Annotated in this window: 19 protein-coding genes; 14 read left to right on the forward strand and 5 right to left on the reverse strand. The window is 72.8% G+C overall.

All coding sequences use genetic code 11. From position 1 onward, the window contains the following. Positions 1-5 precede the first annotated feature (5 nt). Both N5875_RS25990 and hemW read left to right on the forward strand, forming a co-directional pair. A complete protein-coding gene (locus N5875_RS25990; protein WP_338496445.1) occupies positions 6-1,883 on the forward strand; it encodes a long-chain fatty acid--CoA ligase in 1,878 nt (625 codons plus the stop codon). Positions 1,884-1,955: 72 nt separating this feature from the next. After that, positions 1,956-3,197 carry a radical SAM family heme chaperone HemW gene (hemW, locus tag N5875_RS25995; RefSeq protein WP_338496448.1) on the forward strand — a complete coding sequence of 414 codons (1,242 nt, stop codon included), beginning with the start codon at positions 1,956-1,958 and terminating at the stop codon, positions 3,195-3,197. Here the strand turns inward: hemW and N5875_RS26000 are convergent. The 3 genes from N5875_RS26000 to N5875_RS26010 form a co-directional block, all read right to left on the reverse strand. Then, on the reverse strand, positions 3,194-4,408 hold the full coding sequence (locus N5875_RS26000; protein WP_338496450.1) for a Cmx/CmrA family chloramphenicol efflux MFS transporter: 1,215 nt from the start codon (positions 4,406-4,408) through the stop codon (positions 3,194-3,196). The genes hemW and N5875_RS26000 overlap by 4 nt on opposite strands. Positions 4,409-4,747: 339 nt before the next feature. Beyond that, positions 4,748-5,548: a DUF3097 domain-containing protein gene (locus N5875_RS26005; protein WP_318211149.1), complete on the reverse strand. Its 801-nt coding sequence runs from the start codon at positions 5,546-5,548 to the stop codon at positions 4,748-4,750. A 10-nt stretch (positions 5,549-5,558) separates the two neighbouring features. Beyond that, positions 5,559-6,287: an MBL fold metallo-hydrolase gene (locus N5875_RS26010; RefSeq protein WP_318211148.1), complete on the reverse strand. Its 729-nt coding sequence runs from the start codon at positions 6,285-6,287 to the stop codon at positions 5,559-5,561. A 148-nt stretch (positions 6,288-6,435) separates the two neighbouring features. On the opposite strand from N5875_RS26010, the gene hrcA reads away from it, so the two are divergent. The 4 genes from hrcA (at position 6,436) to N5875_RS26030 (ending at position 10,529) form a co-directional block, all read left to right on the forward strand. After that, positions 6,436-7,455, forward strand: coding sequence for a heat-inducible transcriptional repressor HrcA (gene hrcA / locus N5875_RS26015; RefSeq protein ID WP_125748544.1), 1,020 nt, complete (start codon positions 6,436-6,438; stop codon positions 7,453-7,455). Beyond that, a complete protein-coding gene (gene dnaJ / locus N5875_RS26020) occupies positions 7,456-8,595 on the forward strand; it encodes a molecular chaperone DnaJ (protein ID WP_250760886.1) in 1,140 nt (379 codons plus the stop codon). A 114-nt stretch (positions 8,596-8,709) separates the two neighbouring features. Beyond that, positions 8,710-9,789, forward strand: a complete 1,080-nt coding sequence (locus N5875_RS26025) for a nitronate monooxygenase (protein WP_338496456.1) — start codon at positions 8,710-8,712, stop codon at positions 9,787-9,789. After that, entirely contained in the window at positions 9,786-10,529 is a 744-nt protein-coding gene (locus N5875_RS26030; protein WP_318211146.1) for a 16S rRNA (uracil(1498)-N(3))-methyltransferase, read from the forward strand. Before N5875_RS26025 ends, N5875_RS26030 begins: the two co-directional genes overlap by 4 nt. A gap of 81 nt (positions 10,530-10,610) precedes the next feature. Here N5875_RS26030 and N5875_RS26035 read toward each other — a convergent pair whose 3' ends face one another. Next, a complete protein-coding gene (locus tag N5875_RS26035; protein ID WP_338496459.1) occupies positions 10,611-10,985 on the reverse strand; it encodes a hypothetical protein in 375 nt (124 codons plus the stop codon). A 75-nt stretch (positions 10,986-11,060) separates the two neighbouring features. On the opposite strand from N5875_RS26035, the gene N5875_RS26040 reads away from it, so the two are divergent. From N5875_RS26040 to N5875_RS26060, 5 genes are all read left to right on the forward strand, one after another. After that, complete coding sequence (locus N5875_RS26040; RefSeq protein ID WP_318211144.1) at positions 11,061-12,362, forward strand: ATP-binding protein; 1,302 nt, start codon at positions 11,061-11,063, stop codon at positions 12,360-12,362. Further along, positions 12,359-13,453, forward strand: coding sequence for a tetratricopeptide repeat protein (locus N5875_RS26045; RefSeq protein WP_338496462.1), 1,095 nt, complete (start codon positions 12,359-12,361; stop codon positions 13,451-13,453). The genes N5875_RS26040 and N5875_RS26045 overlap by 4 nt, the downstream gene beginning before the upstream one ends. Before the next feature lie 75 nt (positions 13,454-13,528). Then, complete coding sequence (locus N5875_RS26050) at positions 13,529-13,888, forward strand: histidine triad nucleotide-binding protein (protein ID WP_318211142.1); 360 nt, start codon at positions 13,529-13,531, stop codon at positions 13,886-13,888. A gap of 13 nt (positions 13,889-13,901) precedes the next feature. Then, entirely contained in the window at positions 13,902-14,807 is a 906-nt protein-coding gene (locus tag N5875_RS26055; protein ID WP_318211141.1) for a ribonuclease Z, read from the forward strand. A 2-nt stretch (positions 14,808-14,809) separates the two neighbouring features. Next, complete coding sequence (locus N5875_RS26060) at positions 14,810-15,808, forward strand: adenosine deaminase (protein WP_318211140.1); 999 nt, start codon at positions 14,810-14,812, stop codon at positions 15,806-15,808. Between the two features lie 128 nt (positions 15,809-15,936). On the opposite strand, the gene N5875_RS26065 is transcribed toward N5875_RS26060, so the two are convergent. Next, positions 15,937-17,265 (reverse strand): MFS transporter, encoded by a 1,329-nt coding sequence (locus N5875_RS26065; protein ID WP_338496466.1) that lies wholly within the window; start codon positions 17,263-17,265, stop codon positions 15,937-15,939. Positions 17,266-17,534: 269 nt separating this feature from the next. On the opposite strand from N5875_RS26065, the gene N5875_RS26070 reads away from it, so the two are divergent. The 3 genes from N5875_RS26070 (at position 17,535) to ybeY (ending at position 20,334) form a co-directional block, all read left to right on the forward strand. After that, entirely contained in the window at positions 17,535-18,653 is a 1,119-nt protein-coding gene (locus N5875_RS26070) for a PfkB family carbohydrate kinase (RefSeq protein WP_338496467.1), read from the forward strand. Between the two features lie 106 nt (positions 18,654-18,759). Beyond that, positions 18,760-19,824 carry a PhoH family protein gene (locus N5875_RS26075; protein WP_318211137.1) on the forward strand — a complete coding sequence of 355 codons (1,065 nt, stop codon included), beginning with the start codon at positions 18,760-18,762 and terminating at the stop codon, positions 19,822-19,824. A gap of 12 nt (positions 19,825-19,836) precedes the next feature. Beyond that, a complete protein-coding gene (ybeY, locus tag N5875_RS26080; RefSeq protein ID WP_338496469.1) occupies positions 19,837-20,334 on the forward strand; it encodes an rRNA maturation RNase YbeY in 498 nt (165 codons plus the stop codon).

The raw sequence follows: 20,334 nt of genomic DNA on the forward strand, positions 1-20,334 counted from the left end.
ACGTCGTGAGCGACACACAGACCCAGATCGAGAACCGGCCGCCCTCCGTGGCGACCCTCTTCCTTGAGCGCGTCGAGCGGACTCCGGATGCGGAGGCCTACCGCTACCCGGTGCCCGCCGCCTCCGGTGCCGGCCCGGACGACTGGAAGTCGCTCAGCTGGGGGCAGGCCGCCGAACGGGTCTACGCGATCGCCGCCGGCCTCGTCGACCTCGGCGTGCAGTCCGAGGAGCGCGTCGCCCTCGCCTCCGCCACCCGCGTCGAGTGGATCCTCGCCGACCTCGGCGTGATGTGCGCCGGCGCCGCGACCACCACGGTCTACCCGCAGACCAACGCCGAGGAGTCGGCGTTCATCCTCTCCGACTCCGAGTCGAAGGTCCTCATCGCCGAGGACGCGACGCAGCTCGCCAAGGCCGTGGAGCGCCGCGCCGACCTGCCGAACCTCCACCACGTGGTCGTCATCGACGCCACCGGAGTCGAGAGCGACGGCGAGTTCGTCCTCTCCCTCGCCGAGCTGGAGGCGCGCGGCAAGGCGTACCTGGAGAAGCACCCCGAAGCCGTCAAGGAGCGGGTCGCGGCGATCACCCCCACGCAGCTCGCCACCCTCATCTACACCTCGGGCACCACGGGCCGCCCCAAGGGCGTCCGCCTCCCGCACGACAACTGGTCGTACATGGCGAAGGCCATCGCCGCCACCGGTCTCGTCACCCAGGACGACGTCCAGTACCTGTGGCTGCCGCTCGCGCACGTCTTCGGCAAGGTCCTCACCTCGGGACAGATCGAGGTCGGGCACGTCACCGCCGTGGACGGCCGGGTCGACAAGATCATCGAGAACCTGCCGGTGGTCCAGCCGACCTACATGGCCGCCGTCCCCCGCATCTTCGAGAAGGTCTACAACGGCGTCGCCGCCAAGGCCCGCGCGGCCGGCGGAGCCAAGTACAAGATCTTCCAGTGGGCGGCCGGAGTCTCCCGCGACTACGCCAAGGCCACCCAGGACAACTTCCGCCGCACCGGCACCGCCTCTGCGCCCTTCGGCCTCACGGCCAAGCACAAGGTCGCCGACGCCCTCGTCTACGCCAAGATCCGTGACGCCTTCGGCGGCAACCTGCGCGCGTGCATCTCCGGATCCGCCGCGCTCGCCCCCGAGATCGGCTACTTCTTCGCCGGCGCGGGCATCCACATCCTGGAGGGGTACGGACTCACCGAGTCCTCCGCCGCCTCCTTCGTCAACCCGGGCGAGGCCTACCGCACCGGCACCGTCGGCAAGCCGCTCCCCGGCACCGAGGTCCGGATCGCCGACGACGGCGAGATCCTGCTGCGCGGCCCCGGCATCATGGAGGGCTACCACGGCCTGCCCGAGAAGACGGCCGAGGTCCTGGAGTCCGACGGCTGGTTCCACACCGGAGACATCGGCGAGCTGTCCGCCGACGGCTACCTGCGGATCACCGACCGCAAGAAGGACCTGATCAAGACGTCCGGCGGCAAGTACATCGCGCCGGCCGAGGTCGAGGGCCAGTTCAAGGCCGTCTGCCCGTTCGTCTCGAACATCCTCGTCCACGGCGCCGACCGGAACTTCTGCACCGCGCTGATCGCGCTCGACGAGCCCACCCTCCTCGGCTGGGCCGCCGAGCACGACCTCGCGGGCAGGCCGTACGCCGAGGTCGTCGCCGACCCGAAGACCGTCGCGATGGTCCAGGGCTACGTCGACCGCCTCAACGAGGGCCTCCAGCGCTGGCAGACGATCAAGAAGTTCCGCCTGCTGCCGCGCGACCTCGACATCGAGCACGGTGAGCTGACCCCGTCCCTGAAGCTGAAGCGGCCGGTGGTGGAGCGCGAGTACAAGGCGCTCATCGAGGAGATGTACGCGGGGTCGCGGGAGTCCTGACCTTCCCCCCTGTGGAGAGTTTGTCCACAGGCCGGCATCGGACCGGGCATTCACCTCGGGCAGTACGGGACAATGGGGCTCATGCCTTCCGTACTGCCCGATGGTGAGTCCGTTCCCGACGACGGGGCGCTGCCCCCGCACGCCCTGGAAGGGGCGGGGGAGCGGCCGCTCGGGTTCTACCTGCACGTGCCGTACTGCGCGACGCGCTGCGGTTACTGCGACTTCAACACCTACACGGCCAGTGAGCTGCGGGGGACCGGGGGCGTGCTCGCCTCCCGGGACAACTACGCGGAGCAGGTCGTCGAGGAGATCCGGCTCGCCCGGAAGGTGCTCGGCGACGACCCGCGGCCGGTGCGGACCGTCTTCGTGGGTGGCGGTACGCCCACGCTGCTCGCCGCCGGCGATCTCGTACGCATGCTGGGGGCCGTCCGCGAGGAGTTCGGGCTCGCCGACGACGCCGAGGTGACGACCGAGGCCAACCCCGACTCCGTGAACCCGGACTATCTGGCGGAGCTGCGGGCCGGTGGCTTCAACCGGATCTCCTTCGGCATGCAGAGCGCCAAGCAGCACGTCCTGAAGATCCTCGACCGGACGCACACCCCGGGCCGCCCCGAGGCGTGCGTCGGGGAAGCGCGGGCCGCCGGGTTCGAGCACGTCAACCTCGACCTGATCTACGGCACCCCCGGCGAGACCGACGACGACTGGCGGGCCTCGCTCGACGCCGCCATCGGCGCCGGGCCCGACCACATCAGCGCCTACGCGCTGATCGTCGAGGAGGGGACGCAGCTCGCGCGGCGCATCCGGCGCGGCGAGGTCCCCATGACCGACGACGACGTCCACGCCGACCGGTACCTGATCGCCGAGGACGTCCTCTCCGGCGCCGGCTTCGAGTGGTACGAGGTCTCCAACTGGGCCACGTCCGAGGCCGGGCGCTGCCTCCACAACGAGCTGTACTGGCGTGGGGCCGACTGGTGGGGCGCCGGCCCCGGCGCCCACAGCCACGTCGGCGGCGTCCGCTGGTGGAACGTGAAGCATCCCGGTGCGTACGCCGCCGCGCTGGCCGCAGGGAAGTCGCCGGGGGCCGGACGGGAGCTGCTCTCCGACGAGGACCGGAGAGTCGAGCGCGTGCTCCTCGAACTGCGGCTCAAGGAGGGCGTCGAACTGTCCCTCCTCAAGCCGGCGGGCCTCGCGGCGTCCCGCAAGGCCCTCGCCGACGGCCTGCTCGACGACGGGCCGTACGCCGCCGGGCGGGCGGTACTGACCTTGCGGGGGCGGCTGCTCGCCGACGCGGTCGTGCGGGACCTCGTGGACTAGCGGTCGTGCGGGACCTCGTGGACCAGGGGTCTTGCCGATCGGGCCGGGCCGGCCCCCTGTGGCGAGAGCACCCCGCGTGACGGCAGGGCGATGAGCAGTGCGCCCAGGACGAGGAGGCCGCTCGCCCACAGCGGTCCGAGCGTCCCCGCCCCGGTCCTGAGGGCGACGGCGGCGACGAGCGGTCCGGCGGCCGCCCCCACGTTGAGTGCCGCGGTCGCGTAGGAGCCGGCCATGGTGGGGGCACCCGCGGCCTCGTGGAGGACCCGCGCGATCAGGGTGCCGCCCAGTGCGAACGACGCCATGCCCTGCACGAACACGAGGGTGAGCAGCGCTACCGGCTTGTCGGCCAGCACGGCCAGGGCGGGCCAGCCGACGAGCAGCAGCGGACCGCCGACCGCGACGACCTGGCCCGGGTACCGGTCGGACCACCGTCCCGCGAGGGTGATCCCGGCGAAGGAGCCGACCCCGAAGAGGACAAGGGCGACCGGGACCCACAGGTCGCCGAGCCCGGCGGAACCGGTCACGACGGGCGCCAGGAACGTGAAGCCGGCGAAGGTCGCCGCGTTCACCAGGGCGCCGAGCAGCATCACCAGGAGCAGCCGCGGCCGCCTGAGCCGCGCCAGCTCCGCGCGCAGGTCCGGCACCTCGGCCGTGCCCTCCTGAGCGGGCCGCGCCGGGAATCCCCGGAGGACGCCGAGGGCCGCGGGCAGGCAGAGCGCGGCGACGGCCCAGAACGTGGCCCGCCAGTCGAGCAGCGTGCCGAGCAGCGATCCCGCGGGGACCCCGGCGATCGTGGCCACCGTCGTCCCCGACAGCAGCACGGCCAGCGCGCGCCCCTTCCGGTCCGGCGGCACGAGCCGGGTGGCGGTCGTCAGGGCCAGGGCCAGGAACCCGGCGTTCGCGAGGGCCGCGACGACCCTGGTGGCGAACAGGACGGCGAAGCTGGTGGTGACGGCGCCCAGGACGTGCGCCGCCGAGAACACGAGGACGAACCCGAGCAGGCTGGCCCGCACCGGCCAGGTGCGGGCGAGAGCGGCCAGGAGCGGGGCACCGACGATCATTCCGACGGCGAAGGCCGAGGTGAGCAGGCCCGCGCTGCCGACCGTGACACCGAGGTCGGAGGCGATGTCCGGCACGAGGCCGGCGAGCATGAATTCCGAGGTGCCCATGGCGAAGACCGCCAGGGCGAGCAGAAAGAGCGGGAGGGGCATCGAGTGGCTCCGGGGTGAGGAGAATGACGGCAGAGGCATCTCGTCACCGCGGTCAGCACCCACGGGCACACGCGTCCGGCCGCGGAGGGCGGCGGGACGACAAGGTGGCAGAACTGCGAACCCAGCGGTCCGTAGGGACCCGGTGGTTCGGAGGGCCCGGTGGTTCGTGCGGCCTCAGGGGCCGTACGGACGCAAGGGCCCGTGAGAACTCAGGGGTTCAGGGGCTGACGGCGTGACCGAAAGCCCCCGACGTGTCCGACTCGGGGCTCGACATGCCGCGCACGCTACCCGACCGGGCCCCGGCGAGGCACCCCCATTCGCACGGGGGCGGGAAGGCCCCTACGGCGCCGTCACGAAGTCGATCAGCTCCTCCACGCGGCCAAGGAGTTCCGGTTCCAGGTCCTTGTACGACGTGACCCTCGACAGGATGTGCTGCCAGGCCGCGCCCGTGTTCGGCGGCCAGCCCAGGGCCTCGCACACGCCCGTCTTCCAGTCCTGCCCCCTGGGGACCCGGGGCCAGGCCCGGATGCCCACCGACGCCGGTTTCACCGCCTCCCAGACGTCGATGTACGGGTGGCCGACGACCAGCACGTCCGCCGAGGTCACCTGGGCGGCGATCCTCGACTCCTTCGAACCCGGGACCAGATGGTCCACCAGGACGCCCAGTCGGGCGTCCGGAGCCGGGGCGAACTCCGCGACGATCGACGGGAGGTCGTCGACCCCCTCCAGGTACTCCACGACCACGCCCTCGATGCGGAGGTCGTCGCCCCAGACCCGTTCCACCAGCTCGGCGTCGTGGCGGCCCTCGACGTAGATCCGGCCGGCCCGCGCCACGCGCGCGCGTGCGCCCGGCACCGCGACCGAGCCCGAGGCCGTACGGGTGGGGCGGGCGGGGGCCGCGACGGGGCGGACAAGGGTCACCACCCGGCCCTCCAGGAGGAAGCCGCGCGGATCCATCGGGAACACCCGGTGCTTGCCGAAGCGGTCCTCCAGGGTCACCGTGCCCGCCTCGCAGCGGATCACCGCCCCGCAGAAGCCCGTCGTGACCTCCTCGACGACCAGATCACGGTCGGCCGGGACCTCGGGAACGGGTGCCGACTTCTTCCAAGGGGGTGTCAGATCCGGGTTGTAGCTGCGCATTTCGGTGACGTTAGGCCACCTGGAAGCGGCGTGCCAGTTCCTCCCGCTGGAGTCGTACGAACGTGGCGTCCACCACCGCCCCGTGCCCCGGCACGTACACCGCGTCCTCGCCGCCCAGCCGCAGCAGCCGGTCGAGCGCGTCCGGCCAGCGGGAGGGGATCGCGTCCGGGCCCGCCTGCGGTTCGCCCGACTCCTCGACCAGATCGCCGCAGAAGACCACCTCACGCTCGCCCGGCACCAGAAGCGCCAGGTCATGGCCCGTGTGGCCGGGGCCGACGTTCGCCAGGAGGACCTGCCGGCCGCCCAGGTCGAGCGTCCACTCGCCGGAGACCACGTGCCGGGGGGCCACCAGGACGTCCGCCGCCTCGGCCGCCGCCCGCGCGTCCAGGCCGTGCCGCACCCCGTCCCCGCGCAGCTCCTCCCGGTCCCGCTCCCGGCCGAGCAGCTCGTCCACGCCCACCGCCCCGAAGACCTCGGCGCCCGCGAACGCCGCCGTGCCGAAGACATGGTCGAAGTGGGGGTGGCTGAGTGCGATGTGTGTCACTCTCCGGCCGCCCGTCAGCCCCGAGATCTGCGTCCGCAGCTCGGCGCCCTCCGCGAGCGAGGAGCCCGTGTCGTACAGCAGCAGCCCCCGTTCACCCCGTACCAGTCCCACTGTGGCGTCCCAGCCGGGCAGCCGCCGGCGGCCCACGCCGTCGGCGAGCCGCTCCCATCCGTACGCTTCCCAATCCACGTCCATGCGGCGACGCTAACCGGTGGAGGCGCCGCCACCTTGCCAGGAGCGACGCCCGCCGCCGTACACTGGCCGGGGGATCGCTGGCACTCGGACAGGGCGAGTGCCAAAAGCGGAGCAACCGGAACGACGACGACAGCTGGAGGTGCGCACGATGCTCAGCGAACGCAGGCTCGAGGTCCTGCGCGCCATCGTCCAGGACTACGTCGGGACGGAGGAGCCCGTCGGCTCCAAGGCGCTCACCGAGCGCCACAAGCTCGGCGTCTCGCCCGCCACCGTGCGCAACGACATGGCCGTCCTGGAAGAGGAGGGCTTCATCGCCCAGCCTCACACCAGCGCCGGCCGCATCCCGACCGACAAGGGCTACCGCCTCTTCGTCGACCGGCTCGCCGGCGTCAAGCCGCTGTCGACGCCCGAGCGCCGGGCCATCCACAACTTCCTCGACGGCGCGGTCGACCTGGACGACGTCGTCGGCCGTACGGTCCGGCTGCTCGCCCAGCTGACCCGTCAGGTCGCCGTCGTCCAGTACCCCTCGCTGACCCGCTCGACCGTCCGGCACGTGGAGCTGCTCGCGCTGGCTCCCGCGCGCCTGATGCTGGTGCTCATCACGGACACCGGCCGCGTCGAGCAGCGGGTCATCGACTGCCCCGCGCCCTTCGGCGAGACCTCTCTCGCCGATCTGCGGGCCCGGCTCAACAGCCGGGTCGTCGGCCGCCGGTTCGCCGACGTGCCGCAGCTGGTGCAGGACCTCCCCGAGTCCTTCGAGGAACTCGAGGACCGCGCCACGGTCTCGACCGTGCTCGCGACCCTCCTCGAAACCCTCGTCGAGGAGCACGAGGAGCGACTGATGATCGGCGGAACCGCCAATCTCACCCGCTTCGGACCCGACTTTCCCCTGATGATCAGGCCCGTGCTCGAGGCTCTTGAGGAGCAGGTCGTGCTCCTCAAGCTCCTCGGCGAGGCCAAGGAATCGGGCATGACCGTACGCATCGGGCACGAGAACGCCCACGAGGGGCTGAGCTCCACGTCCGTCGTCTCGGTCGGCTACGGTTCGGGCGGCGAGGCAGTCGCCAAACTCGGCGTGGTCGGACCGACCCGCATGGACTACCCCGGAACGATGGGAGCGGTACGCGCAGTGGCACGTTACGTCGGACAGATCCTGGCGGAGTCGTAAGTGGCCACGGACTACTACGCCGTACTCGGCGTGCGCCGCGACGCGTCCCAGGACGAGATCAAGAAGGCCTTCCGGAGGCTCGCGCGCGAGCTGCACCCGGATGTGAATCCCGATCCGAAGACGCAGGAACGCTTCAAGGAGATCAACGCCGCCTACGAGGTCCTCTCGGACCCGCAGAAGAAGCAGGTCTACGACCTGGGTGGCGACCCGCTGTCGGCCTCCGGCGGAGGCGGCGCGGGCGGCTTCGGGGCCGGTGGCTTCGGCAACTTCTCCGACATCATGGACGCCTTCTTCGGCACGGCCTCGCAGCGCGGCCCGCGCTCGCGGACCCGCCGTGGCCAGGACGCCATGATCCGTCTGGAGATCGACCTCAACGAGGCGGCCTTCGGCACCACCAAGGACATCCAGGTCGACACGGCGGTCGTCTGTACGACCTGCTCGGGCGAGGGTGCCGCGCCCGGCACCTCCGCGCAGACCTGTGACATGTGCCGCGGCCGCGGCGAGGTCTCGCAGGTCACCCGGTCCTTCCTGGGCCAGGTCATGACCTCCCGGCCCTGCCCGCAGTGCCAGGGCTTCGGAACCGTCGTCCCGACCCCGTGCCCCGAGTGCGCGGGCGACGGCCGGGTCCGCTCCCGCCGCACCCTCACGGTCAAGATCCCGGCCGGTGTCGACAACGGCACCCGGATCCAGCTCGCGGGCGAGGGCGAGGTCGGCCCCGGCGGCGGCCCCGCCGGCGACCTGTACGTCGAGATCCACGAGACCCCGCACGAGACCTTCCAGCGGCGTGGGGACGACCTGCACTGCACGGTCACCCTCCCGATGACGGCGGCCGCGCTCGGCACCAAGGTGCAGCTGCAGACCCTCGACGGCCTTGAGGAGATCGACGTCCGTCCGGGCACGCAGTCCGGCCAGTCGATCCCGCTGCACGGCCGCGGCGTCACGCACCTGCGCGGCAACGGCCGGGGCGACCTGATCGTGCACGTCGAGGTGCAGACCCCCGGCAAGCTCGACGCCGAGCAGGAGCGACTCCTGCGTGAACTGGCCAAGCTGCGCGGCGAGGAGCGGCCCACGGGGCAGTTCCAGCCGGGGCAGCAGGGGCTGTTCTCGCGGTTGAAGGACGCGTTCAACGGGCGGACCTGACCGGGGTCCGGAAGTCGGTGCGGGAGGGGCGGGATCGCGGTGACGCGGGCCCGCCCCTTCCGTGACATGACGTACGGATTCGGCCCGGAAGCAGGGGCATGACACGATGCCCATATGTCCACCACCGCACTGAACGATCTCTCTCGGTTTCCGATCGTGCAGGCCCCCATGGCGGGTGGCGCCTCCTCCCCCGAGCTGGTCGGAGCCGTGTGCGCGGCCGGGGCGCTCGGCTTCCTGGCCGGCGGGTACAAGACGGCCGGAGGCCTCTACCAGGAGATCAAGCAGGTGCGCGGGCTCACCGCACGCCCCTTCGGTGTCAACCTCTTCCTGCCGGAGTCCGGGCGGCCCGCCGACCCCGCCTCCGTCGAGGTCTACCGGCATCAGCTCGCGGGCGAGGCCACCTGGTACGAGACCCCGCTCGGTGAGACCGACGACTGCCGTGACGACGCGTACGACGCCAAGCTGGCGATCCTCCTGGAGGACCCGGTCCGGGTCGTCTCCTTCACCTTCGGCTGCCCCGCTCCCGAGGTCCTCGCCTCCTTCGCGCGCGTGGGAACGTTCACGATCGTGACCGTCACCTCCGCCGAGGAGGCCCTCGCCGCCCAGCAGGCCGGGGCGAACGCCGTCTGTGTGCAGGGAGCCGAGGCGGGTGGACACCAGGGCACGTTCCGCGACGACCCCGCCGACGACGCGCCGGGCACCGGACTGCTCGCCCTGCTCATGCTCGTCCGCGAGAGCGTCGCCCTGCCGATCGTCGCCGCCGGCGGCATCATGCGCGGCGCGCAGATCGCCGCCGTCCTGGCCGCCGGGGCGGATGCCGCCCAGCTCGGCACGGCTTTCCTCTGCTGCCCCGAGTCGGGCGCCCACCCGCTGCACAAGCGGGCCCTGACCGATCCGCTGTACACCCGGACCGCCCTCACCCGGGCCTTCACCGGGCGCCCGGCACGCGGCCTCGTCAACCGTTTCGTGCGCGAGCACGGGCCGTACGCCCCCGCCGCCTACCCCGAGATCCACCACCTCACCGCCCCGATCCGCAAGGCCGCCGCCACCGCGGGCGACGCCCAGGGCATGTCCCTGTGGGCCGGTCAGGGCCACCGTCTCGCGCGCGAACTCCCCGCCGGGCAACTGGTCGAGGTGCTGGCCGCCGAACTCGACACCGCTCTCTCCGAGCTGCCCCACAGGAGCGCCTCATGACCGCACCCGTCTTCGTCGTCGACGCCGTTCCCGGCCCCGGGAGCTTCCTCCTTGACGGCCCCGAGGGCCGGCACGCCGTCTCCGTGAAGCGGCTGCGGGAGGGCGAGGAGCTCGTCCTCGCCGACGGCCGGGGCCGCTGGGCCGCCTGCGTGGTGCTGGCCGCCGAGGGCAAGGACCAGCTCACCGTGCGGGTCGACGAGGTCCACGAGGACGCCGAGGAGGAGCCCCGTATCACCGTCGTCCAGGCGCTGCCCAAGGGCGACCGGGGCGAACTCGCCGTCGAGACCATGACGGAGACCGGGGTGGACGCGATCGTGCCGTGGGCCGCCTCCCGCTGCATCACGCAGTGGAAGGGGGACCGGGGCCTCAAGGCGCTCGCCAAGTGGCGGTCCACCGCGCGCGAGGCCGGGAAGCAGTCGCGCCGCTCCCGGTTCCCCGAGGTCGCTGACCTGATGACGACCAAGCAGGTCGCCGCGCTGCTCGCCGGCGCCGACTTCGCGGCCGTGCTGCACGAGGACCGCGACCACCCGAGCGGCGCGCTCGCCACCGCCGAACTCCCGGAGAAGGGCTCGATCGTGCTGGTCGTCGGCCCCGAGGGAGGGGTGTCCCCGGAAGAGCTCGCCGCGTTCGAGGCGGCCGGGGCGAAGCCGTACCGGCTCGGCCGGAGCGTGCTGCGGACGTCGACGGCGGGCACGGCGGCGACGGCGCTCGTCCTGGGGCGCACCGGCCGCTGGAGTTAGGCGCGCTGCCGGGGCCGTGGGGCGTCACGGGTGCTGGAGTCAGGCGTTCCCCGGGCCGTACGGGCGTCACGGGCGCCGGAGTCAGGCCTTTCCCTGCCCGTCCCCTGTCGTCAGGGTGTCGTAGAGGGGCCAGCCGTCCTCGTCGTGGATGCCGTGGGCGGTCGGGAGCAGGCCGCGGGCCGCGGCCTCGTCCAGGAAGCGGCGTACGACGCCCGGCTCGTTCAGGTTGAGGATGGCGCCGTCGCCGGTCGAGGCGATGTCGCCGGCGCCGAACGGGTAGCCGGACACGATGCGGCCCGGCCCGTCCCGGAAGACCAGCCGGAGCTGGACGTGGCGGTTCTCCGCGCGGCGCAGGGTGAGGAACGTCAGGCAGTCCGGGTCGTGGTGGTGTCCGACCGTCCACAGCCACACCGTGGCGTCCACCGTCAGCCTGCGCGGTACGCGGTCCCGTCTCATCCGGCGAAGTGTACGGAGCGAGCACCGGACCGACCCGGTGGACAGCGGCCCCCGCACGCTCCTTAGGCTGGCCGCATGGCCGACGAGTCCCCCCTGATCCGCAGTCTGCGCGCCGCCGTGGCCGCCGCCCCCGGCGACGTACCCCTGCGTCTTCACTTCGCCGAACTCCTCCTCGCCGAGGGGCGGAACGACGAGGCCGTCGCGGAGGCGGCCGTCGCGCTCCAGCACGCGCCGGGGGACGCGGACGCGCGTGCGCTGATGGTGCGGGCCATGGGGATGCCGCCGGCCCCGGCCACCGCTCCCACGGAGCGCGCACCCGGCCCGGCCGCGCCCTCGGCCCCCACGGAGAGCGCCACCGAGCCGCCCGTGGGCCAGGCCCCCGCCTTCGACTGGGACGCCGCCGAGCAGCAGGTGCAGGACGTCGTCGGGCCCCGTTTCCTGGAGGACCCGCAGGCCGCCCAGGGCGAGGGTGCCGCCGGGGACGCCGACGCCTGGGACGTCGACGCGCCCGGCGCCGTACGCCTCGCGGACGTCGGCGGCATGGACGAGGTCAAGGAGCGGCTGGAGGCCGCCTTCCTCGCCCCCATGCGCAACCCCGAACTGCGCAGGCTGTACGGCAAGTCGCTGCGCGGCGGCCTGCTCCTCTACGGGCCTCCCGGCTGCGGCAAGACCTTCATCGCGCGGGCCGTCGCCGGCGAGCTGGGCGCGAACTTCCTCACCGTCTCGCTCTCCGACGTCCTCGACATGTGGATCGGGGCCTCCGAGAAGAACATCCACGACATCTTCGAGACCGCCCGCCGCCAGGCCCCCTGCGTCGTCTTCCTCGACGAACTCGACGCCCTCGGCGCCAAGCGCTCCCGCACCCACCACAGCGGCCTTCGCAATGTCGTCAACCAGCTCCTCACCGAGCTCGACGGCATCGCGAGCGGCGCCGGCAACGAGGGCGTCTTCGTGCTCGCCGCCACCAACGTGCCCTGGGACGTGGACATCGCCCTGCGCCGCCCCGGCCGCCTCGACCGCACCCTGCTCGTGCTGCCGCCGGACGCCACCGCCCGGGAGGCGATCCTCCGCTACCACCTGCGGGAGCGGCCCATCGAGGCCGTCGACCTCGGCAAGCTCGTCAAGGCCACCGAGGACTTCTCCGGCGCCGACCTCGCCCATGTCTGCGAGACGGCCGCCGAGGCCGCGCTCCTCGACTCCGCGCGCAGCGGCTCCGTACGGCTGATCACCACCAAGGACCTGCTGGGCGCGGCCAAGCAGATCAAGCCGTCCACCGAGCCGTGGTTCGCGGCCGCCCGGAACGTCGCCATGTTCGCCAACGAGGGCGGCCTGTACGACGATCTCCTCGCCCACCTCAAGCGGAAGCGCAAGCTGTGACCGCGCCGACCGCGCTCCTGCGCGCCGAGGCCCTGTACGACACAGGGCGGTTCGCGCAGGCCGGGGAGCTCGTGGCCCAGCACCTGGCGAGCGAACCGGAGGACGCCGAGGCGCTCGTCCTGCTCGCCCGCTGCCACCACCGCGCCGAGGACCACCAGGCCGCCCTGGAAGCCGTGGACGCCGCGCTGCGCGCCGAACCCGAGCTGCTCATGGCCTGGCTGATGCGCGTCCAGATCCTCCTCGAACTGCGGCGGTTCCAGGAGGCCGAGACCGCCGCCCGGTACTCCGTGCGGCTCGCCCCGCAGTACTGGGGCACCCACTACGCCCTCGGCACCGCCCTCGCGCAGTTCGCGGAGCACGCGCGTACGCCCGCGCGTACCGTCGAGGCGTACGAGGCGGCGCGAGCCGCCGTCAGCCTCGCCCCCGAGGAGGACGCCGCCCACTTCCTGGTGGGGCTCACCGCCCAGCGCCGGGGCGACCACGCCACCGCGCAGCGGGCGTACGAGGCCGCCCTGCGGCTCAACCCGCAGAGCAGCGAGGCCCACAACAACCTGTCCCTGCTGCGGCTGCGGCGGCGCTGGTTCCGGCGCGGGGCCTGGACCCAGGCCGCCGAGGGCTTCGTCGCCTCCGCCGCGCTCGACCTCCAGGACCGCAAGGCCCGCTACAACCTGGAGGCCATGGCCTGGAACACCGTCGCCGGGGCGCGCTGGGTGGCCCTGCTCGGTTTCATCGCCTCGACGTTCGGCGCCGCTCCGGCCCGGAGCGGCGACACCGGCGCGGACGCGATCGTGCCGTTCGTGATCGGCGTGGCCGTGATCGTCGGCGCCTGGGGCGGCTGGGTGCTGTGGATGAGCCGCCGGGTGCCGCCCCGGCTGCGCCGCCCGATGCTCCTGGTGGCCCGCTCCTGCCGACCGGTGATCGCGATGGCCACCGCCGTGGGGCTGCTCGGGCTCTACTCGGTGGTGTCGATGGCCCTCTGGTCCTTCGACGCCGGAGTGGTCGGCGGACTCGGGACGCCGCTGTTCTGGGCCGTGATCATCACGTACTGGGTGAGCCGCTCGGCCCTCAACCGGCGCGCGCCCAAGGACTGACCTGGGACACGGCGGCGCCCGCGGCGGCGGATAGCATGCGCGTGTAGCGACCGACGAGGCGAGGAGGCCCGGGCCATGGCCGGAGAGCCGCAGAGCGACTGCCTGTTCTGCAAGATCGTGGCGGGGGAGGTGCCCGCGACGATCGTGCGCGAGACGGAGACGACGCTCGCGTTCCGCGACATCAACCCGCAGGCGCCCAGCCACGTCCTGGTGATCCCGCGGCTCCACTACCCGGACGCCGCCTCCCTGGCCGCCGCCGCGCCGACCGTCGCCGCCGACATACTGCGCGAGGCCGGAGAGATCGCCGCCCAGGAGAAGGTCGACGGCAGCGGCTTCAGGATCGTCTTCAACACCGGCGCCGGCGCGGGCCAGACCGTTTTCCACGCCCACGCGCACGTGCTCGGAGGCCGCGGCCTCAACTGGCCCCCCGGCTAGGCCGGCAGCCACCATGTCCGTACGGGAACTCGTCGTGCTCGGGACCGCCAGTCAGGTCCCGACCCGGCACCGCAACCACAACGGCTATCTGCTGCGCTGGGACGGAGAGGGCATCCTCTTCGACCCCGGTGAGGGCACCCAGCGCCAGATGCTGCGCGCCGGGGTCGCCGCGCACGACATCCACCGGATGTGCGTGACGCACTTCCACGGCGACCACTCGCTCGGCCTCGCCGGGGTGATCCAGCGGATCAACCTCGACCAGGTCCCGCACCCGGTCACCGCGCACTACCCGGCGAGCGGGCAGCACTTCTTCGAGCGGCTGCGGTACGCGACGGCCTACCGCGAGACGGTGGAACTGGCCGAGGGGCCGGTGGCCGCGGACGGGCCGCTCGCCGTCACCGACGCGTACACCCTCGACGCGCGCAGGCTCTCGCACCCCGTCGAGTCGTACGGCTACCGGCTCACCGAGCCCGACGGGCGCCGCATCCTGCCCGAACGGCTCGCCGCGCACGGCATCAAGGGTCCCGACGTCGGCCGGCTTCAGCGCGAGGGCGTCCTGAACGGCGTGACCCTCGACGACGTCAGCGAGGTCCGGCGCGGGCAGCGGTTCGCCTTCGTCATGGACACCCGGCTCTGCGACGGCGTGCACGCGCTCGCCGACGGCGCCGACATGCTCGTCATCGAGTCGACCTTCCTCGACGAGGACGTCCGCCTCGCCACCGACCACGGCCATCTGACGGCCGGACAGGCCGCCGCGGTCGCCCGGGACGCGGGCGTCCGGCATCTCGTCCTCACCCACTTCTCGCAGCGCTACTCCGAACCGGCCGAGTTCGAGCGGCAGGCGAGGGCTGCCGGGTTCGAGGGCGAACTGAGCATTGCCCAGGACCTCATGAGGGTCCCCGTACCGAAACGAACGTGAACATGCCCGTACCCAAGGCCGAACTGCACCTCCACATCGAAGGCACCCTCGAACCCGAGCTGGCCTTCGCGCTCGCCGCACGCAACGGCGTCACCCTGCCGTACGCGGACACCGCCGCCCTGCGCGAGGCGTACCGTTTCAGCGACCTCCAGTCCTTCCTGGACCTCTACTACGGCCTGATGGCGGTCCTGCGCACCGCCGAGGACTTCACCGAGCTCACCGACGCCTATCTGGAGCGGGCCGCCGCCCAGGGCGTCCGGCACGCCGAGATCTTCTTCGACCCGCAGGCGCACACCGCCCGCGGCGTCCCCATCGGCACCGTGATCGAGGGCATCGGCGCCTCCCTCGACCGCTCCGAGGAGCGGTACGGGATCTCCACCCGGCTCATCATGTGCTTCCTGCGCGACGAGTCGGCGGAGTCGGCGCTCGCGACCCTGGACGCCGCGAAGCCCTACCTGGACCGGATCACCGGGGTCGGGCTCGACTCCGCGGAGGTCGGCCACCCGCCGGCCAAGTTCCGCGAGGTGTACGAGGCCGCCGCGGCGCTCGGCCTGCGCCGCGTCGCCCACGCGGGCGAGGAGGGCCCGGCGGCGTACATCCGCGAGGCGCTCGACGTCCTCGGCGTGGAGCGGATCGACCACGGGCTGCGCTGCATGGAGGACCCGGAGCTCGTCGACCGGCTCGTACGGGAGCGGGTGCCGCTCACGCTCTGCCCGCTGTCGAACGTGCGGCTGCGGGCGATCGACGTGCTGGCCGACCACCCGCTGCGGGCGATGATGGCGGCGGGGCTGGTGGTGACCGTGAACTCCGACGACCCGGCGTACTTCGGCGGCTACGTCGGCGACAACTTCGACGGGGTGCGGGACGCGTTGGGGCTGACGTCGGAGCAGCTGCGCGAACTGGCGCGGAACTCCTTCGAGGCGTCGTTCCTGGAGGATGACGAGGCGCGTCGGGCGCGGTATCTGGCGGAGGTCGAGGCGTACGGGTTCGGCGGGGAGTAGGCGGGCGGCGGGTGGGAGCGCCTGCGGGTGGGGGCGCCTGCGGCGGGCGTTCCCCCACCCCGCCCCTTCCCGTAACCGGGGGCTCCGCCCCGGACCCCCGCGCCTCAAACGCCGACAGGGCTGAGGTTTCACCCCCGGTCGCTCGGCCTCGCCAGCCTGTAGGTCGACTTCACGAGGCGGCGACGACCCGCCGGGACCCGGATCGGTGCGACCTCCTGCTCCGGCGCGCCCATCTGCGGGACCGTCGGCGGTGTCGCCGCCGCCGTGCCCGCCAGGACCGCGCCCGCCGCGCCGCCCCTGCGCCGTACCGAGCCCGGGACCAGTGGGCGGCCCGAGACGTGGCGGGCCACCGCCGTCATCGGGATCGCGACGAGCAGCAGCAGGGCGCACAGGACCACGCCCATGCCCGGGTACCCGGCGCCCTCCGACAGGAGGCTGCCCGCCAGGGGGCCGCACGCCACGCCCAGGGAGGACGCCGCGCCGACCAGGACCGCCCAGCGGCCCCGGGGGTCGAGGGAGGCGGCCAGGCCCAGGAGGTAGGACAGGACCACCGGGTAGCAGGCGTTCCACAGGATCTCGCCCGTCGCGAAGGAGGTGAGGTCCTCCGCCGCCGAGCTGAGCAGGACGCAGGCCGCGATGAGGACCGTGCCCACGCCGATCGGTACCGCCCGGCCCAGGCGGGAGCCCAGCGCACCGGCCGCCGTGACCCCCAGGAGCCCCGCGCCGAGCGCCGCCGCGAAGACCGCGCCGACGGTGACCTCGGAGAGGCCGGCCTGCGTCAGGCCGATGCGGCCGCTCACGCCCCACAGCGCGTTCTGGGAGAGGGACCAGAGCAGGATGCCGCCCGCCAGGACCGCGCCCGCCGTGCGGTGGGGGAGCGGGCCGGTCGGGGCGGTCTCGCGGGGCTCCCGGGTCGCGCCCGGCAGCCTGCCCGTCAGCGGCCACACCAGGGCCGCCGCGCAGGCGATCGCGAGCAGCGGCGGCGCGTGGCCTCCCGCCAGGTGCGGGAGGGTGAGGTAGAGCGCGCCCGCCGTGGCCGAGACCGAGAGCAGGCCGAGCGTCGAGGCCCGGTGCGGGTCCCGCTGTCCGGAGATCCCGGCCGCCGCCACCGCCGTCGCCGTACCCGAACCGAGGCCGCCGAGGACCGCGCCCGCGACCACCAGGGGCACGAGGCCGGTCGCGGCGGCGGAGCCGTATCCCACCGCCATCGCGAGCAGGCCCGCACGGGCCGCCCGGCGCGGTCCGATGCGGTCGCCGCGCGCGGCGAGCGTGAAGCCCGCGGTGGAGGAGCCGAGGAGCAGGACGGACCCCACGAGGCCCGCCTGTGCCGGAGTGAGGCCGAGCCCGGCGGAGAGCCGGCCGACGACGGTCGGCAGCAGGTACGGGGCGAGGTAGCCGGCGGTGAAGAGGGAGACGAGGGCGACGAGGGCCCCCGGGACGCGCGGGCGCGACGACATGGGCGTTCCAGGAACTGAACGGAGAAGTGAGACGGCGCCCGGTGAGCCACGGGGTCGCGGCACCATGTGTATCAAGCATCCGACTGGGCGGAGAAGGTGGATTCCCCCGATTCGGTCCGTGATACGGGTCACAATGGGTTTGGGTTCGAGTGGGATGGGTATCGCGCGAGCGTCGCGTTGCGTCGCCCCGCCTCTCGAGCCCCATCGGGCACACTGTCCAGATCGGCACCGCGGTGCCGATCCACGCACCACGACCGGGGAGTTCCGCCGTGAGCACAGCAAGGGGAGACCAACCGCAACAGGACGCCGGGGTCGACCCGTTGGTCTGCCTGCGCGAGCCCACCGACCCCGCCTGTGACGTCTTCCTGACCGGCACGGTCTTCCTCGACATCATCTTCACCGGCCTCGACTCCGCCCCCGTCCGCGGCACCGAGTCCTGGGCCCGCGGCATGGGCTCCAGCCCCGGCGGCGTCGCCAACATGGCCACCGCCCTCGCCCGGCTGGGGCTCCGCACCTCCCTCGCCGCCGCCTTCGGCGACGACCACTACGGCGAGTACTGCTGGGACGCGCTCGAACAGGGCGAGGGGATCGATCTGTCGCTCTCCCGCACCGTCCCCGGCTGGCACTCCCCGGTCACGGTCTCCATGGCCTACGAGGGCGAGCGCACGATGGTCTCCCACGGCCACGAGGCCCCGCCGCTCGACGGCGCCCTGCCCGCCTACCCGCCGCACGCGCGCGCGGCCGTCGCCTCCCTCGTCCCCGGCCGCGACGAGGACTGGGTCGCCCAGGCCGCCCGCGGCGGCGCCAAGGTCTTCGCCGACGTCGGCTGGGACGACACCGGCCGCTGGGACCTGGCCGGCCTCACCGACCTCGCGCACTGCGAGGCCTTCCTGCCCAACGCCACCGAGGCGATGCGCTACACCCGCACCGACTGCCCCCGGGCCGCCGCCCGCGCCCTCGCCGACAAGGTCCGCTACGCCGTCGTCACCCTCGGTTCCGAAGGCGCCTACGCCGTCGACGGCGCCACCGGCGAGACCGCCGAGGTCCCCGCCATCCAGGTCTCCGCCCTCGACCCGACCGGCGCCGGGGACGTCTTCGTCGCCGGATTCGTCACCGGCACCCTCGCCGACTGGCCGCTCGCCGACCGCCTCGCCTTCGCCGGGCTCACCGCCGCCCTCTCCGTCCAGGAGTTCGGCGGCTCCCTGTCCGCCCCCACCTGGGGCGAGATCGCCGCCTGGTGGCAGCACGTCCAGGGCCACGAGAGCCAGGACCCCGAGGCCCTGCGCGACCGCTACGCCTTCCTGGAGCGGCTCCTCCCCGCCCCCGCGCGCGCGTGGCCGCTGCGCAGGGCCGTGCCGACGATCGGGTTCAGAGCGGCCCACTCGTAATCCGCTACAGCCTTGTCGGACCCGAGTCGTAGGCTTGGTAACCCAGAGGCGGTCGAGCGGCGACAGCCCTGCATCGGGAGGTGTGTGCAGGCCACAGTGCCGGCCCATGACTCAGACGCCCACATCCCACAACGGCGCGCCCGGCGAAGCCCGCGCCCACTTCACCGTCCCCGCCAAGCACCCGATGGTGACCATCCTCGGTTCAGGTGACTCGCTGCTCCGCGTGATCGAGCGGTCCTTCCCCCGGACCGACATCCATGTCCGGGGCAACCAGGTCAGCGCGGTCGGCGACGCCGCGGAAGTCGCGCTGATCCAGCGCCTGTTCGACGAGATGATGCTGGTGCTCCGCACCGGTCAGCCGATGACGGAGGACGCAGTGGAACGCTCGATCGCCATGCTCAGGGCGAGCGAGAACGGCTCGGAGGGCGGCGAGGAGACCCCCGCCGAGGTGCTCACGCAGAACATTCTCTCCAACCGCGGTCGCACCATCCGTCCCAAGACCCTCAACCAGAAGCGGTACGTCGACGCGATCGACAAGCACACGATCGTCTTCGGCATCGGCCCCGCCGGTACGGGAAAGACCTACCTCGCCATGGCCAAGGCGGTCCAGGCCCTGCAGTCCAAGCAGGTCACCCGGATCATCCTGACCCGCCCGGCCGTCGAGGCCGGCGAGCGCCTCGGCTTCCTGCCCGGCACGCTCTACGAGAAGATCGACCCCTACCTGCGCCCGCTCTACGACGCGCTGCACGACATGCTCGACCCCGACTCCATCCCCAAGCTCATGGCGAGCGGGACGATCGAGGTCGCGCCGCTGGCGTACATGCGGGGGCGCACCCTGAACGACGCGTTCATCATTCTGGACGAGGCGCAGAACACGAACCCCGAGCAGATGAAGATGTTCCTCACCCGCCTCGGCTTCGACTCGAAGATCGTCATCACCGGTGACGTCACCCAGGTCGACCTGCCGAACGGGACGAAGAGCGGTCTGCGGCAGGTGCGCGACATCCTGGAAGGCGTCCAGGACGTCCACTTCTCGACGCTCACGTCGCAGGATGTCGTCCGGCACAAGCTCGTCGGCCGTATCGTCGACGCGTACGAGCAGTACGACATCCGCAACGAGAGCCGCGACGACAGCCGCGGCGAGCATCGGCGCGGCCGTAACGGGAAGTAGAACGCAGAACACATGTCGATCGACGTCAACAACGAGTCCGGTACCGAGGTCGACGAGCGGGCGATCCTCGACATCGCCCGCTACGCGCTCGCGCGGATGCGCATCCACCCGCTCTCCGAGCTCTCGGTGATCGTCGTGGACGCGGAGGCGATGGAGCAGCTCCACATCCAGTGGATGGACCTGCCGGGTCCGACGGACGTCATGTCCTTCCCGATGGACGAGCTGCGCCCGCCGGTGAAGGACGACGCGGAGCCCCCGCAGGGGCTCCTCGGTGACATCGTGCTCTGCCCCGAGGTCGCCACCCAGCAGGGCAAGGACGCGCCGACGGAGCACTCCATGGACGAGGAGCTCCAGCTGCTCACCGTCCACGGCGTGCTCCACCTCCTCGGGTACGACCACGAGGAGCCCGACGAGAAGGCCGAGATGTTCGGCCTCCAGGCGGCGATCGTCGACGGCTGGCGCGAGGAGAAGGGCCTGACCGGCCCGTCCCCGGCGCCGACCGTCTCCTGA

It is taken from the genome of Streptomyces sp. SJL17-4 (assembly GCF_036826855.1).
Taxonomy (GTDB): Bacteria; Actinomycetota; Actinomycetes; order Streptomycetales; family Streptomycetaceae; genus Streptomyces.

Excerpts from the sequence above, each read along its gene's own strand:
- hemW (WP_338496448.1), top strand. The coding sequence starts at position 1,956 with ATGGGGCTCATGCCTTCCGTACTGCCCGATGGTGAGTCCGTTCCCGAC.
- N5875_RS26000 (WP_338496450.1), bottom strand. The coding sequence starts at position 4,408 with ATGCCCCTCCCGCTCTTTCTGCTCGCCCTGGCGGTCTTCGCCATGGGC.
- N5875_RS26005 (WP_318211149.1), bottom strand. The coding sequence starts at position 5,548 with ATGCGCAGCTACAACCCGGATCTGACACCCCCTTGGAAGAAGTCGGCA.
- N5875_RS26010 (WP_318211148.1), bottom strand. The coding sequence starts at position 6,287 with ATGGACGTGGATTGGGAAGCGTACGGATGGGAGCGGCTCGCCGACGGC.
- hrcA (WP_125748544.1), top strand. The coding sequence starts at position 6,436 with ATGCTCAGCGAACGCAGGCTCGAGGTCCTGCGCGCCATCGTCCAGGAC.
- N5875_RS26025 (WP_338496456.1), top strand. The coding sequence starts at position 8,710 with ATGTCCACCACCGCACTGAACGATCTCTCTCGGTTTCCGATCGTGCAG.
- N5875_RS26030 (WP_318211146.1), top strand. The coding sequence starts at position 9,786 with ATGACCGCACCCGTCTTCGTCGTCGACGCCGTTCCCGGCCCCGGGAGC.
- N5875_RS26035 (WP_338496459.1), bottom strand. The coding sequence starts at position 10,985 with ATGAGACGGGACCGCGTACCGCGCAGGCTGACGGTGGACGCCACGGTG.
- N5875_RS26040 (WP_318211144.1), top strand. The coding sequence starts at position 11,061 with ATGGCCGACGAGTCCCCCCTGATCCGCAGTCTGCGCGCCGCCGTGGCC.
- N5875_RS26050 (WP_318211142.1), top strand. The coding sequence starts at position 13,529 with ATGGCCGGAGAGCCGCAGAGCGACTGCCTGTTCTGCAAGATCGTGGCG.
- N5875_RS26055 (WP_318211141.1), top strand. The coding sequence starts at position 13,902 with ATGTCCGTACGGGAACTCGTCGTGCTCGGGACCGCCAGTCAGGTCCCG.
- N5875_RS26060 (WP_318211140.1), top strand. The coding sequence starts at position 14,810 with ATGCCCGTACCCAAGGCCGAACTGCACCTCCACATCGAAGGCACCCTC.
- N5875_RS26065 (WP_338496466.1), bottom strand. The coding sequence starts at position 17,265 with ATGTCGTCGCGCCCGCGCGTCCCGGGGGCCCTCGTCGCCCTCGTCTCC.
- N5875_RS26075 (WP_318211137.1), top strand. The coding sequence starts at position 18,760 with ATGACTCAGACGCCCACATCCCACAACGGCGCGCCCGGCGAAGCCCGC.
- ybeY (WP_338496469.1), top strand. The coding sequence starts at position 19,837 with ATGTCGATCGACGTCAACAACGAGTCCGGTACCGAGGTCGACGAGCGG.